Genomic DNA, 13770 nt, shown 5'->3' with positions numbered 1-13770 from the left:
CTAACGCCGACAGATCGGCGAAAGAGGGAGACCGCGCATGACCTATTCGACCCTGATGGTGCATCTCGACGGCGGCCGGCCTAACGCCGTCCTGCTCGACGTCGCGGCCACGCTCGCCGATCAGCATGACGCCGCGGTGATCGGCATCGCCGCGTGCCAGCCGGTGCCGATCGGCACGTGCGACGGCTATCTCGGCGGTGACTATGCGGTGATCGAACGCGATATCGTCGCCGACGAACTCGCCCGCGCGAAGACCGAGTTCCAAGCGCACGAGCGGCTCGCGAAGCACGTGCTCGAATGGCGATCGATCCCGACGATCGTCAACATCGCGCACGTCGTCGCGGAGAACGCGCGCGCCGCCGATCTCGTCATTACCAGCGCTGGCCCAGGGTTTGCCGACCTCGCGACGCATGCCGACACCGGCGACCTGATCCTCCGCGCCGGCCGCCCGGTGCTGGTCGTTCCCGATGGCGCCGCCACCGCCACCTTCTCGACGATCATGATCGCGTGGACGGATACGCGCGAATGTCGGCGCGCGATCAGCGATGCGCTGCCGATGCTCCACGCCGCCGACCGCGTGGTGATCGTCGAGGTCGCGATCGACGCGATCGACGCGCGCAAACCGATCGACGACGTCACCGCCTGGCTCGCCCGCCACGGCGTCGATGCGGACAAGGTCGTCGCGCGGATGAAGGGCACCAGCATCGACACGCTCGCCGGCATCGCGGACGACGTCGAGGCGGACCTCGTCGTCGCGGGCGCCTATGGCCACAGCCGGATCCGCGAATGGGCGTTCGGCGGAGTCACCCGTGATCTGTTGTTGCGCGACCGGCGCTGCACGTTGCTGTCGCACTGAGCCGTGACGGGCGCCGCGATCCGCAAGTATCTCGGCCCGGTCGCCAAGGCGAACCGAAGACTAGTCGTCGGCGCCACGATCCTGTCGGCGATCGCGGTCATCGAAGGACTATTAGCATATAGCGGGTCTTTGGCTTAACATGCGTCGTGGTCCGAACGAGGGTGTCGTATTCTTGTCCCCCGCCGGATCGGATCAGTGTGTCGAACAAGGCCCGCATCTCCATGATTTGTCTCTGCGCGCCCCGAGCCACCGCACCGCCCGCATGATCGCGTCTCAGTCGCCGCACGGTACCGACCCCCAGGCGGTGGCGCGCGGCGATGCGGCGCTGGCGGAGGAACTGGGGCTGCTGATCGACGGCGCGACGACCTATGCGATCTACATGCTCGATCCCCGCGGCCGGGTGACGATCTGGAACCGCGGCGCCGAACGCATCAAGGGCTGGGCCGAGGCGGCAATCATCGGCCGTAATTTCGCGATCTTCTACCCCGCCGACGATATCGCCGCGGGCAAACCCGCAGCCGACCTCGCCCGCGCGCACCGGGATGGCCGGATCGAGGAGGAGAGCTGGCGAGTCCGCAAGGACGGCTCCGAATTCCTCGCGCACGTGACGATCACCGCGCTCCACGACGACGCCGGCGCGCTGCGCGGGTTCGGCAAGGTGATCCGCGACATCACGCACGAAAAGGCGGCCGAGGCCGCGATCGTGCGTCGCGAACACCACCTTCGTTCGATCCTCAACACCGTCCCCGACGCGATGATCGTGATGAACGAGAACGGCATCGTCGCCTCGTTCAGCGCGGCGGCCGAACTCGTCTTCGGCTATGCGGCGAGCGAGGTGATCGGCCAGAACGTCGCGATGCTGATGCCGCAGGTGGAAGCCCGCGACCACGATGCGCATCTGCGGAAATACCGCCACACCGGCGAGCGTCACGTGATCGGCAACGTCCGGCTCGAACGCGCGATGCGCAAAGGCGGCGAGACGTTTCCGATCGAACTCGCGGTCGGCGAGGCGTCGATCGCGGGCGAACGCATCTTCACCGGCTTCATCCGCGACCTCACCAACCGCCACGCGACAGAGCGCCGCGTGCAGGAACTCCAGTCCGAACTCGTCCACGTCTCCCGCGTCAGCGCGATGGGCACGATGGCCTCGACCTTGGCGCACGAGATCAACCAGCCGCTGACCGCGATCGCCAATTATTTGGAGGCAACGCGGGCGATGATCGACGACAGCGCAGACCCGCTGCTGGCCGATATCGCGGAGGCGCTCGACCTGGCAGCGGCGCAATCGCTGAGGGCGGGCACGATCGTCCGCCGGCTGCGGGCGTTCGTCGATGGCGGCGATACGGGGTTCCGCAACGAAGCGCTCGACCTGCTCGTCGAGGAGGCGACCAGCCTCGGTCTGCTCGGCGCGCACGAGGCGGGGATTGCCGTCGTCAACACGGCCTCGCCAAGCCCGGTCATGGTCCGCGTCGATCGCATCCAGATACAGCAGGTGCTGGTCAATCTGATCCGCAACGCGATCCATGCGATGGCCGCGTCGCCGGTCCGGATGCTGTCGATCGCCACCGCCTCCGAGCGCGAAGGCTGGATGCAGATCACCGTCGCGGACACGGGCTCCGGCATAGACAGCGACGTCCGCGCGCGCCTGTTCGAGGCGTTCGCGACCACGAAGGAGGACGGCATGGGCCTGGGCCTGTCGATTTGCCGGACGATCGTCGAGGCGCATGGCGGCCGGATCTGGGCGGACGGCGTCGCGAGCGGAGGCACTGCATTCCACTTCACCGTGCCGCTTGCCGCGCTCCAAGAAGGCGACACCGATGACTGACCCACTCCGCACGGTGCATATCGTCGACGACGACGAGGCGATCCGCCAGTCGGTCGGCTTCCTGTTGCGCAAGGCGGGGTATGCGGTCGAGACCTACCCGGCCGGCACGCATTTCCTGAAGTCCGTGACTCGAGAGACACGCGGCTGCGTGCTACTCGACGTCCGCATGCCCGATCTCGACGGGTTGGAGGTACAGGCGCGCCTAGCGCAGACCGGCATCGCGCTGCCGGTGATCATGCTGACCGGCCACGGCGACGTCACGCTGGCCGTTCGCGCGATCAAGGCGGGCGCGATCGAGTTTCTCGAAAAGCCGTTCGAGCGCAGCGCCCTGCTCGCGGCGATCGAAACCGCGCTCGCGCATGCCGCTCGGTCCGATCGCGAGCACCTTGCCGCCGCCGATGCGCTCGTCCGGCTTGCCGCCCTCACTCCGCGCGAACGCGATGTGCTCGACGGCATGGTGCTCGGCCGCCCCAACAAGCTGATCGCCTACGACCTCGCCATCGCCACCCGCACCGTCGAAGTCCACCGCGCCAGTCTGATGGAAAAGCTCGCCGCGCGCAGCCTGTCCGACGTCCTGCGCATCGCGTTCTCGGCCGGGCTGGGCGAAACCGCGGAGCCCGCCTGACACCCTCGTCTTCTACGTACAGACGCGGCGGGGTCCGCGTGTCATCGAGGGTCGAGAAGGACCCGCCCGATGACCGACCACGCTCCCCAATCGCATGACGGCATCGGCGTTTCGCTGGTCGACGGCGACCCCGCGATCCGTCGCGCGCGCCAGATCATGCTGCTTTCGGAGCATTACGACGTCCGCTCCTATGCGACCGGCGCGGCGCTGCTCGCCGACCCCCGATCGCGCGACGTGCCCTGCATCGTCGTCGATGTCGAAGGCCCGGAGAGCACCGGCATGGCCACGCTCCAGGCGATGCGCGCGTCGGGCTGGCGCGGCAAGGCGATCCTGCTCGACGGTACCGCCCCGCCCCCCGCGCTGATCCACGCCGCCGAACGTTACGGCGACCGCATCCTCGACCGCACCGCTGGCGACGCTCCGCTGCTCACCGCGATCGCTGCGTCGATAGACCGCGGCTGGTCCGGCTGGAACGCGGAGGGCTAACGGCCGCGTGAGGATGGCCTGTTTCCCCGCAAAGGCGGGGACCCAGACTGAGCTACCGCCTTCGCGGGAGGCCAAAAGCGTATTCGATCCGCGTTCGTCATTCGAGAGCCCGTCCCACGCCCGCACCGATCGCTAGGGCGCGCTAGACTAGTTCCCGACTCTGGTGCCGCCGCACCTCGATCCTACGATCTGGCAACGCCCAATTACCGTGGATTACGCTATGAATTCAGCCATCGATCGTGGCCGGCTTCGACGACCACAACTGACTGGCGAACTGCCGATCATCGAGCCGATCGCCTGACGTAGGCACAGGAGGCTCCACGGCAATCCTGTCGAGCGATGCCCCCGTGGTGGTCCAAGGCCGACCTTCCCAGCCTTAAACCATGCTTCCTGGCGTTCGCCAACGCTGCGGCTGCCACTCGCTGATCCATACTGCGCACCATGGCAGCCGGAATGCGGGCTAGCAGGCGAGCTTAAGCGTCAGGCGTGGACGATGCGGGATCGGCCGGAGGCGCGGCGCGGCGCCGATACTGCGCACCGCCAACGTCAGCACGGGTTCGGCGATCAGGCCGGCGGCCTGGACGGACAACGCCTCTAGGTTCTCGCCGTAGAGTTGCGCGAGCAGTTCGTGAGCCCGGCGCGCGCACGGCCCTGCGGCGGCATCGGCCATCGCCCGCGTGGCGTCGAGGCGGCGCTGAAAATAGAGTATCTCGGTGTGGATAGCGTTCATCACGAACTCCCCGCCGGTTCGCCCCGCTGCCGCACGATGCGGGTGTCGATGAGCCGATCCGTATCCAGACGGTAGCGGGCGTGGACGGCGGCGTCGGGACTCGGAAAGCACGTACCTCGCCAAGGTCGTCAGCCTAGTGCGGCGGCGTGCAGCGCGATCTGCGCGTCTTCCTGCGAGGAGAATATCCGGATTTCGAGGCCTGGAACCCACGCGAGACCCGCGCGGATCGCTCGCGCGGTCGGCGCGTCGTTCTCGCCGATCCCGCCGGTCAGCACGAGCATGTCCACGCCGCCGAGCGAGGCGATCATCGCCGCGATCTGCTTGCACACCGATCGCTCGAACATGCGGATGGCGAGGTCAGCGTCTTCGGTCGCCGCAGCGCGCAGAACGCGCATGTCGCCGGACAGCCCCGAGATACCCGTCATCCCGGAAGCATGATCGACCACCGTCGCCAGTGCCTCGGCGTCCAGCTCGGTTTTTCGCAGCAGGTACAGCAACACGCCCGGATCGATATCTCCGGTCCGCGTCGCCATCATCACGCCGCCCGACGGGGTCAGCCCCATGCTGGTGTCGATCGATCGGCCATCGCGCACCGCCGTCACGCTCGCGCCGCTGCCAAGATGCGCAATCACCAGCCCTGCCGGCATGTCGCCGCCGAGTTGCCGGACGATCGACTCGCAGGACAGTCCGTGAAAGCCGTAGCGTCGCACACCGACGGCCTGGTATTCGCGCGGGATCGGCAGCGTCCTGGCGATGTCGGGCATGCCCGCATGGAACGCTGTATCGAAGCACGCGACCTGCGACACGCCCGGATAGCGCGCGCCCGCCGCCCGGATCAGCGCCAGCGAGGCAGGGCCGTGTAGCGGCGCGAACGCACATGCCGCCTCCAGATCCGCCAACACCGCATCGTCGATCCGGCAATGCGCGTCGCGGTGCGGGCCGCCGTGGACGATGCGGTGGCCGACTGCCATCGGCGCCGGCCACCCTCGCAAAGTCGTCTCGATCGTGTCGAAGAAGCGGGAGTGATCGTCGGTCGTCTCGATCGTCCCGCCGACCAGCAGGACCGGTTCGCGCTCGACCGCGTACAGCCCGTACTTCAGCGACGACGACCCGCTGTTGAGCGCAAGAACTACGACCATTGCCAGTCACGCACCTCCGGCAGATCGTCGCCCTGCTCGGCGATGTAGAGCTTGTGCCGCTCCATCGTCGTCCAATACCGCGCCGTCTCGAGCGGCACGCAATCGCGCAACCGCGGAATCCGCTCGATCGCATCCAGCGCCAGCCGGTATCGGTCGAGATCGTTCAGCACGACCATGTCGAACGGCGTCGTCGTGGTTCCCATTTCCTTGTAGCCGCGGACGTGGATATTGCCGTGGTTCGCGCGCCGGTACGTCAGCTTGTGGATCATCGCCGGATAGCCGTGGAACGCAAAGATCACCGGCTTGTCGCGGGTAAACAACGCATCGAACTCGCGCTCGTCCAGCCCATGCGTGTGCTCGGAGCGCGGCTGCAACACCATCAGGTCGACTACGTTGACGACTCGGATGCGAATGTCCGGAACGTACGCGCGCAGCATCGTGACTGCCGCGAGCGTCTCCAGCGTCGGCACGTCGCCCGCACACGCCATCACCACGTCGGGGTCGACATCGTTGCCCGCCCACGCCCAGATCCCCGCGCCCGCGGTGCAGTGCCGCACAGCCGCGTCGATCCCGAGCCATTGCCACTCAGGCTGCTTCCCCGCGACGATCACGTTCACATAGCCGCGGCTGCGCAGGCAGTGATCGCCGACCGACAACAGGCAGTTCGCATCGGGCGGAAGATAGATCCGCGCGACGTCCGCGGTCTTGTTCGCGACGTGGTCGATGAACCCCGGATCCTGGTGCGACAGCCCGTTGTGATCCTGCCGCCAGACATGCGAGGTCAGCAGGTAATTGAGCGACGCGATCGGCCGCCGCCACGGGATCGTCCTGGTCGTCTTCAGCCACTTGGCATGCTGGTTGACCATCGAATCGACGATGCGGACGAACGCCTCGTAGCACGAGAACAGCCCGTGCCGCCCGGTCAGCAGATACCCCTCTAGCCAACCCTGGCAGAGATGCTCGCTCAGCACCTCCATCACGCGACCGTCGGGCCCGAGATGCTCGTCGACCGCCTCGACCTCCGCCATCCAGACCTTGCCGGACACGTCGTACACGTCCGCAAGCCGGTTCGACGCGGTCTCGTCGGGGCCGAACAACCGGAAGTTCACCGTCGCCAGATTGAGCTTCATCACGTCGCGCAGATAGCGGCCGAGCACCCGCGTCGCCTCGGCCTTGACCGTCCCCGGTGCGTCGAACGGCACCGCGTATTGGCGGAAATTGGGCAGCGACAACGGCACCATCAACTCGCCGCCATTGGCATGCGGGTTGGATCCCATCCGCCGGTGCCCGGTCGGTGCGAGCGAGGCATATTCCTCCCGGAACTTGCCGGTGTCATCGAACAGCTCCTCCGGCCGGTAACTCCGCATCCACTCTTCGAGCTGACGCAGATGCTCGGGATCCTTGAAGTCCGCGATCGGAACCTGATGGGCTCGCCACGTACCCTCGACCGGCTTGCCATCGACGAACTTCGGCCCGGTCCAGCCTTTCGGCGTGCGGAACACGATCATCGGCCAGCGCGGTCGTTCGGGCGTCACGCCCTCGATCCTTGCTGCCGCCTGGATCGCCTGGATCCGCGCCAGCGCCTTGTCGAGCGTCCCGGCAAGCTGCTGGTGGACCGCCGCCGGATCGCTGCCGCCGACATAATAGGGTTCATGCCCATAGCCGCGCAGCAACGCGTCGAGTTCATGCCCGTCGATCCGCGCGAGGATCGTCGGGTTGGCGATCTTGAAGCCGTTGAGATGCAGGATCGGCAGCACCGCGCCGTCGCGCGCGGGATTGAGGAACTTGTTCGAATGCCAGCTCGCCGCCAGCGCGCCGGTCTCCGCCTCGCCGTCGCCGACCACGCACGCGACGATCAGGTCCGGATTATCGAACGCAGCGCCATAGGCGTGCGCAAGCGAGTACCCGAGTTCGCCGCCCTCGTGCATCGATCCCGGCGTCTCGGGCGCGACATGACTCGGGATGCCGCCGGGCCACGAAAACTGCCGGAACAGCCGGTGCATGCCGCTGCGGCTCCGCTCGATCGCCGGGTAGCGTTCGGTGTACGAGCCCTCCAGATACGTGTTGGCCACCAGCCCCGGCCCGCCATGTCCCGGCCCGATGATGTTGATCATGTCGAGGTCATGCTCGACGATCAGGCGGTTGAGATGGACGTACAGGAAGTTCAGCCCCGGCGTCGTCCCCCAATGCCCGAGCAGCCGCGGCTTCACGTCCGCGATCGTCAGCGGCCGATCGAGCAACGCGTTGTCGCGCAGGTAGATCTGCCCGACCGACAGGTAATTCGCGGCACGCCAGTACGCGTCCATCCGCCGCAGCGTGTCGTGAGACAGATGATGCGTCTTCGCAGGTGCCAACGTTGTAGAATCGGCCATCTTCAGCTCCCGAAATCGAGGACGACGCGCGATGCGACCTGCCCGCGCTGGAGCCTGTCGAAGATCTCGTTGATCGCAGACAATGGTTGCACTTCGATGTCGGCCTTCACCTTGCCGTCGGCCACGAACGCGAGCGCTTCGGCCATGTCCTTGCGCGTCCCGACGAACGATCCGCGCACCGTGATGCACTGCGCCACGACGTCGAACAGCGGAATCGGAAAATCACCCGGCGGCAGGCCGACGAGCACGCACGTACCCTTGCGCCGCGTCATCGCCACACCCTGGTTGAACGCGGTCAGCGACGGTGCGGTGATCAGCACGCCGTGGGCGCCGTCACCCGTCCCGTCCTTCAGCGCCGCGATCGCATCGCTTCTTCGCGCGTCGATCAACAGTTCCGCGCCCAGCGCCTGAGCATGTGCCAGCTTGCCGTCGTCGACATCGACGGCGGCAACGCGCAACCCCATCGCCTTGGCGTACTGCACCGCGAGATGCCCCAGCCCGCCGACACCCGAAATCGCGACCCACTCGCCCGGCTTAGCGCCGGTTTCCTTGATGCCCTTGTATGTCGTGATGCCCGCGCAGATGATCGGCGCCGCCTCGACCGCGGACAGCCCGGCGGGAATATGCGCGACGTAGTTCGGGTCGGCGAGGATATACTCCGCGAACCCGCCATTGCGCGTGTAGCCGCCGAACTCCGCCTCGGCGCACACCGTCTCCCAGGCGGACAGGCAATATTCGCAATGCCCGCACGCGGAATACAGCCACGGCACACCGACCCGGTCGCCGAGCTTCACGATCGTCACCCCCGCGCCAACGTCGACGACGATGCCAATCCCCTCATGGCCTGGAATGAACGGCGGCGTCGGCTTGACCGGCCAGTCGCCATGCGCGGCGTGCAGATCGGTGTGGCACACCCCGCATGCTTCGGTCTTGACGACGATCTGTCCGGGCCCTGCGACCGGTACCGGCCATTCGCGCAAGGTCAGGGGTTTGCCGAACGCCTCGACGACGGCGGCGTGCATCATACGGGTCATGGAATTTCCTTGAAGATGCGGATGGATCAGCATGCCATCCGAGCGACGAGCGCGGGATCGGCGAGCAGCGCCTCGTCCCCGAATGCGATCTGCGCACAGGTCCGCTGCGCCTGAACGGCGACCTCGCGCAGATACTGATCGGCAAAGCGCGCGCTCAGCCCCGGCACGATGTGCGCAAACCGGCGATGCTCCTGCGACCGCATCCCGAACGCATGCACCAGATACTGGTCGAAGACGCTGTTGAGCCCCTGCCCCTGCCCCTGTTCGTCGAGCCAGACCTTGCTCGCCGCAGAGGTCGAGAAGCTGACCAGACGCTTGCCGCCGAGCAGGTCGGTCCGCACGCGCCCCTGCAACGACTCGGGCTGGACGCCGGCACCGAACACGCGCTCGACATAGCCCTTGAGCATCGCCGGCGGCGTCCCGAACCAGATCGGATAGACGAGAACAAAGACGTCGCAGCCGGCGATCGCGTCGACTTCGGCCAGTACGTCCGCTTCATATACCGCGCCTACGTTGGTCGGCCGCTCCGCCGCCTTGAGGACCGGATCGAACCCCATCGCGTACAAATCTCGCAATACGACCCCCTGCCCCGCCGCGCGCACCGCATCGCAATAGGCGCCCGCGATCGCATGGTTGAAGCTCGACGGATCGGGATGACACAGGATCACGGCATGCCGTCCGCCTGTCGTGCCGCGCTCGCCACCTGCCATCGTTGCGTCCTCGCCAAAGTGTCGCGATCCCCGCCAGCCGCAGCAAAGCGCGGCGCGATCCTGCGGGGTATCTGGTCTGGACGTTTATCCGTCGGCGGCCCCCGAAGTGACCCTCGGAAATTACGCAGGTCGCAATGCTGCTGCGGTGTTCCGATACGTATCCAGACTCTTTTCCGAATTGCCCCGATAAGTCGGGATAATGTGACGGTGGCAGCCGAACCCGCGGTCGTCGTTCCACTAGGCGACGCGGTGCTGCACCGCGAATACCTCCGCATCGTATGGCCCGGTACGTCACGGTTGCTGTCGCCGGTGACGATCCACCGCGCGCTGCTGATCACGCGCGACAAACCGGCGGGCGGCGGCCCTTCGGTCGAGGGCTCGGCACCGCCGTTGACCGACGCTCATACTATCGAGTTCGGTATTCCGTTCGCGGCGGCGATCTCCGCGATCGGATCGTTCCCACCGGCCGCGACGTCATCTTGCCCATTCGTCTCTTCAGCTGCGACGATCACGAGCAGCCGTGGCTTGCCTTGGGCGAAAGCGTACGGCGGTGATTACGATATAGTCGGTACCACGCGCATAGACGCCTCGACGTCCGCCAGATTGCGTCGCAAGGCGGGGCCAAGATGGTCGATCAGCGCCCGCACGCTTCCATGAGACGCGCGCCCGGCGGGGAACACCAAATGCACGGGTACGGGCGGTTCCTCCCATTCCGGCAGCAGGCGAATCAGGCGGCCGTCCGCGATCGCGTCGACGATTTGATAGGAGCGAGCCTGAATCACGCCGTGGCCGCGCATAGCGGCATCGATGGCGGCGGCTGCGTTGCTGATGCTGAGCCGGGGCTGGACCCGGACCGATCGCCGCTTGCGGGCGGGGGTCGTAGGGCTTGCGAACGTCCAGCGCTCGCCCTCGGCCGCGACGTCTAAGCCGATGCACGCGTGCTGCTCGAGATCGGCCGGGGTCGCCAGAGGTGCTGCCTTGTCCAGGTACTCCGGGGATGCGCACAGCAGCGTACGGACCGCGCCGATCCGGATCGCGCGCAGCGAAGAATCGCCCAGCGGCGCCAGCCGCACGGCGAGATCGACCCCTTCCCCGATAAGGTTGACCAAGCGGTTCATCAGTAGAACGCGTGCCGACACCAGCGGATGATCGTCGAGAAAGCTTTCGAGGAGCGGTAGGACGGCGATGCGGCCAAATAATTCGGGCGCGGTGAGCACGATATTTCCCTGGACCGGCGCGCCCGCGCCGATCGGTGCAAGGTGTTCGAGCTTTTCAAGCACGTCCCGCCATACCGCCACGTGATGCTCGCCGGATGCGGTCAGGCTCAGCTTCCGGGTGGAGCGCAGCAGAAGCGTCTCGCCGGCGTCCCGCTCCAGCAACGCGACCGCGCGCGTCACGCTGGCCGGCGATCGCCCGTAGCGTTTGGCCGCCGCGGCGAGCGACCCGCGATCCACCGCGGCAACGAACAGCGCCATTGCTTCCAATCGATCCATCGTTTCGGATCCTGCAATCAAGCCTGTCATTATGCAAGGCTAACCGCCGCTCCCTGCAAGACGTACATGAGGTCGGCAAGGAGGCCGCATGCGCCATCGACCGACTCTCTACCCCCGCCGGACGCTTCTCTCATGGCTCGCGACAGGACCGGCGCTGGCGAGCATCCCAAGCCTTCTCACCGCTGCCCCGCCGCAACCAAAGGAACCGCCCGTGTCCAAAATTCACTATCGTCGAAAACAGGTCGGCGAGGTCGACGTCTTCTACCGCGAAGCCGGTCCCGCCGACGCGCCGGTGCTGTTGCTGCTGCATGGATTTCCCTCCGCAAGCCACATGTTCCGCGATCTGATCCCGTTGCTGGCGGACCGCTATCGCGTCATCGCGCCGGATCTGGCGGGATTCGGACAGACCAGGGCACCGGCGCGAGGGGCATTCCCCTATACCTTCGACACGCTCGCGCGGGTGCTCGGGGAGTTCGTCGATGCACTCGGCCTCGACCGCTACGCCCTGTACATCTTCGATTACGGGGCACCCGTCGGACTCAGGCTCGCAATGCGGCATCCCGAGCGGGTGACCGCTATCATCAGCCAGAACGGCAACGCCTATGAAGACGGGTTCAGCGATCAGTGGGGTGCCTGGCAAGCGTATTGGCGCGAGCCGAACGACGCCCACCGCGAGGCCTGCCGCGCATCCTTGACGCCGGACACGATCCGCGATTGGCAATATGGCACCGGCGCGGATCCAGCGCTGCTGTCACCGGACGGCTACGAACTCGACATCGCCTATATGGCGCGTCCGGGCGCTGCGGACATTCAGCTCGACGTGATCCTGGATTACCGCAGCAACGTCGCTCTGTACCCCGCCTTCCACGCGTATTTCCGCAAGCATCAGCCCCCGCTGCTCGCTGTGTGGGGCAGACACGATCCCGCTTTCATCCCCGCCGGTGCGCAAGCCTATCGACAGGACCTGCCCAAGGCAGAGATACACCTGCTCAATGCGGGCCATTTCGCGCTCGAAACCCACCATGACGTGATCGCCAGCTATATCCGGGACTTCCTCGGTCGAACGGTGACCTGAGTTAGGAGGGGCGGTCGGGAAGGTTACAAAGCGCGCTGCGATCCAAAGGCGCCCACTCCGCCCCCGCATTCGGGCTTCGTAACTGGCGATCTAAAACAGGAAAAGCAGCTATCCCTTTCAAGGGCAACCGGGGTGCATGCCGCGCGGGCGTGCGCCCCGGTAGCTGCGACTGCGGACGGGACAAGCTTGCCAGGCCAGCCCCGTCCGTGGACGCCCCTCCGGCCCCGGGCTTGTTCTTACGCTGTGGCCACTTTGGTGCGCGTGGAGGTATGGCCGCCAGAGCGATACAACAGGTCGGCTGCATCGTCCGGGGTAATCCCGGCAGCGCTGGTATCGACCGACACGAACACGCCGCCCTCCTTGATACGCCCCTCATAGTAGCTCGCATCGACGCGGCTGACACCGTGGTCGGTCATCACCTTCTCGAGCCCCCCGATGGCGCCACCGAGCGCCGCGCCAGTGATCGCGGCACCGGGAATGGCCGCCGATGCGATCGCACCCGCTGCGACCAGGGGACCGACCCCGGGAATGGCCAGCGCCGCAATGCCGAGCAGAGTCCCGATGCCCGCACCGGCGGCAACCTTGCCGGCGAACTCCTGCGTGTCGCCGTTGCCGTCGGTCGTCGCGGTCTTGCCATCGTGCTGAGCGACGATGGAAATCGCGCGGTCGTCGACCCCGGCAGCACGAAGCTCCGAGACCGCGCGCTCTGCGTCGGCGTGATTATCGAATACGGCGGATATGAGGTTCGTGCTCATGGTGCTTCCTGTCGATGGCTCGGTTGCAGATGCTCCTAAAAGCGGTGTCGACAGACGATCGTTCCAGACATTGAAGGTTACCGCCCCGGTAACCGAGAATAGCATCGGGCGGTCAGGCTTCGTCGCTTGAGATCGGCTTGCGCGCGGCCATCTGCACCGGCTTGCCGATGACCGGACGGCCTGCTGGCCACCGCCGCGCAATGCACCGATCCTTTGCAACCCTCGCGACAGTGACGGCATCGCCCTGATTGCCGCCAAGGACATGATACGCAGCGGCATCCTCGCCGACATAGAAGCCGACGTGACCACCGCCCGGACGCGCGAACACCAGCACTGCGCCGGAGGCAAGCCGTTCCGGACGAAGCGCCTGCCCCCATGTCGACCACGACGTCGCGCGAACCGCGATTGCCACCGGCTCGATCCCGTCTTCCTGAAGACAATAGGCGACGAACACGCCGCACCACGGGACGCTGTCGGCGTTGTAGACCATGCCCAGCACTCTCGTGCCGAGCCGCTTCGCCCAGCCGAGAATGGTGGCGCTGTTCGCCGAACCGGCAGCCTCCTTGGTGCCCAACTTCGCTCTAGCTGCCTTCAACCACTTCGGCTCCGTCGCCACGACTTTAGTCTTCATATTCCGACATGATCCCACCAGCCCGCGGTTACGCTCGAA

Annotated in this window: 13 protein-coding genes; 5 read left to right on the top strand and 8 right to left on the bottom strand. The window is 66.5% G+C overall.

Annotation, left to right across the window (positions count from 1 at the left end):
- Positions 1-37 precede the first annotated feature (37 nt).
- The 4 genes from C8J43_RS14375 to C8J43_RS14360 all read left to right on the top strand — a co-directional run bounded on the left by C8J43_RS14375 (position 38) and on the right by C8J43_RS14360 (position 3792).
- On the top strand, positions 38-856 hold the full coding sequence (locus C8J43_RS14375) for a universal stress protein (RefSeq protein WP_133031526.1): 819 nt from the start codon (positions 38-40) through the stop codon (positions 854-856).
- Positions 857-1082: 226 nt separating this feature from the next.
- Complete coding sequence (locus C8J43_RS14370; protein ID WP_243645587.1) at positions 1083-2681, top strand: PAS domain S-box protein; 1599 nt, start codon at positions 1083-1085, stop codon at positions 2679-2681.
- Positions 2674-3306, top strand: a complete 633-nt coding sequence (locus tag C8J43_RS14365; protein ID WP_133031525.1) for a response regulator — start codon at positions 2674-2676, stop codon at positions 3304-3306. The genes C8J43_RS14370 and C8J43_RS14365 overlap by 8 nt, the downstream gene beginning before the upstream one ends.
- Positions 3307-3375: 69 nt before the next feature.
- A complete protein-coding gene (locus C8J43_RS14360) occupies positions 3376-3792 on the top strand; it encodes a response regulator (protein ID WP_133031524.1) in 417 nt (138 codons plus the stop codon).
- A gap of 460 nt (positions 3793-4252) precedes the next feature.
- Here C8J43_RS14360 and C8J43_RS14355 read toward each other — a convergent pair whose 3' ends face one another.
- From C8J43_RS14355 to C8J43_RS14330, 6 genes are all read right to left on the bottom strand, one after another.
- The gene (locus C8J43_RS14355; RefSeq protein WP_133031523.1) at positions 4253-4522 is read right to left on the bottom strand and encodes a hypothetical protein; all 270 of its coding nucleotides are present in this window, start codon (positions 4520-4522) and stop codon (positions 4253-4255) included.
- A gap of 128 nt (positions 4523-4650) precedes the next feature.
- Entirely contained in the window at positions 4651-5661 is a 1011-nt protein-coding gene (locus tag C8J43_RS14350; protein WP_133031522.1) for an acetate kinase, read from the bottom strand.
- Positions 5652-8033, bottom strand: a complete 2382-nt coding sequence (locus C8J43_RS14345; RefSeq protein ID WP_133031521.1) for a phosphoketolase family protein — start codon at positions 8031-8033, stop codon at positions 5652-5654. The genes C8J43_RS14350 and C8J43_RS14345 overlap by 10 nt, the downstream gene beginning before the upstream one ends.
- A gap of 2 nt (positions 8034-8035) precedes the next feature.
- Positions 8036-9067: a zinc-dependent alcohol dehydrogenase gene (locus C8J43_RS14340; protein WP_133031520.1), complete on the bottom strand. Its 1032-nt coding sequence runs from the start codon at positions 9065-9067 to the stop codon at positions 8036-8038.
- A 26-nt stretch (positions 9068-9093) separates the two neighbouring features.
- Entirely contained in the window at positions 9094-9777 is a 684-nt protein-coding gene (locus C8J43_RS14335) for an NAD(P)H-dependent oxidoreductase (RefSeq protein WP_133031519.1), read from the bottom strand.
- Positions 9778-10331: 554 nt separating this feature from the next.
- A complete protein-coding gene (locus tag C8J43_RS14330; RefSeq protein WP_165899636.1) occupies positions 10332-11252 on the bottom strand; it encodes a LysR family transcriptional regulator in 921 nt (306 codons plus the stop codon).
- 229 nt (positions 11253-11481) lie between these two features.
- Between C8J43_RS14330 and C8J43_RS14325 the strand changes: the two genes are divergently transcribed.
- Positions 11482-12345, top strand: coding sequence for an alpha/beta hydrolase (locus C8J43_RS14325; protein WP_243645586.1), 864 nt, complete (start codon positions 11482-11484; stop codon positions 12343-12345).
- A 236-nt stretch (positions 12346-12581) separates the two neighbouring features.
- Here the strand turns inward: C8J43_RS14325 and C8J43_RS14320 are convergent, their stop codons facing one another.
- Positions 12582-13100 carry a general stress protein gene (locus tag C8J43_RS14320; RefSeq protein ID WP_133031516.1) on the bottom strand — a complete coding sequence of 173 codons (519 nt, stop codon included), beginning with the start codon at positions 13098-13100 and terminating at the stop codon, positions 12582-12584.
- A 112-nt stretch (positions 13101-13212) separates the two neighbouring features.
- Entirely contained in the window at positions 13213-13731 is a 519-nt protein-coding gene (locus C8J43_RS14315) for a TIGR02594 family protein (RefSeq protein WP_133031515.1), read from the bottom strand.
- Between the last annotated feature and the right edge of the window lie 39 nt (positions 13732-13770).

Origin of the sequence: Sphingomonas sp. PP-CE-1G-424 (assembly GCF_004341085.1) — a bacterium.
Lineage (GTDB): Bacteria > Pseudomonadota > Alphaproteobacteria > Sphingomonadales > Sphingomonadaceae > Sphingomonas.
This window is presented reverse-complemented; position numbering and strand designations above follow the sequence as displayed.

Excerpts from the sequence above, each read along its gene's own strand:
- C8J43_RS14350 (WP_133031522.1), bottom strand. The coding sequence starts at position 5,661 with ATGGTCGTAGTTCTTGCGCTCAACAGCGGGTCGTCGTCGCTGAAGTAC.
- C8J43_RS14320 (WP_133031516.1), bottom strand. The coding sequence starts at position 13,100 with ATGAGCACGAACCTCATATCCGCCGTATTCGATAATCACGCCGACGCA.
- C8J43_RS14345 (WP_133031521.1), bottom strand. The coding sequence starts at position 8,033 with ATGGCCGATTCTACAACGTTGGCACCTGCGAAGACGCATCATCTGTCT.
- C8J43_RS14360 (WP_133031524.1), top strand. The coding sequence starts at position 3,376 with ATGACCGACCACGCTCCCCAATCGCATGACGGCATCGGCGTTTCGCTG.
- C8J43_RS14330 (WP_165899636.1), bottom strand. The coding sequence starts at position 11,252 with ATGGCGCTGTTCGTTGCCGCGGTGGATCGCGGGTCGCTCGCCGCGGCG.
- C8J43_RS14365 (WP_133031525.1), top strand. The coding sequence starts at position 2,674 with ATGACTGACCCACTCCGCACGGTGCATATCGTCGACGACGACGAGGCG.
- C8J43_RS14355 (WP_133031523.1), bottom strand. The coding sequence starts at position 4,522 with ATGAACGCTATCCACACCGAGATACTCTATTTTCAGCGCCGCCTCGAC.
- C8J43_RS14335 (WP_133031519.1), bottom strand. The coding sequence starts at position 9,777 with ATGGCAGGTGGCGAGCGCGGCACGACAGGCGGACGGCATGCCGTGATC.
- C8J43_RS14375 (WP_133031526.1), top strand. The coding sequence starts at position 38 with ATGACCTATTCGACCCTGATGGTGCATCTCGACGGCGGCCGGCCTAAC.
- C8J43_RS14340 (WP_133031520.1), bottom strand. The coding sequence starts at position 9,067 with ATGACCCGTATGATGCACGCCGCCGTCGTCGAGGCGTTCGGCAAACCC.
- C8J43_RS14315 (WP_133031515.1), bottom strand. The coding sequence starts at position 13,731 with ATGAAGACTAAAGTCGTGGCGACGGAGCCGAAGTGGTTGAAGGCAGCT.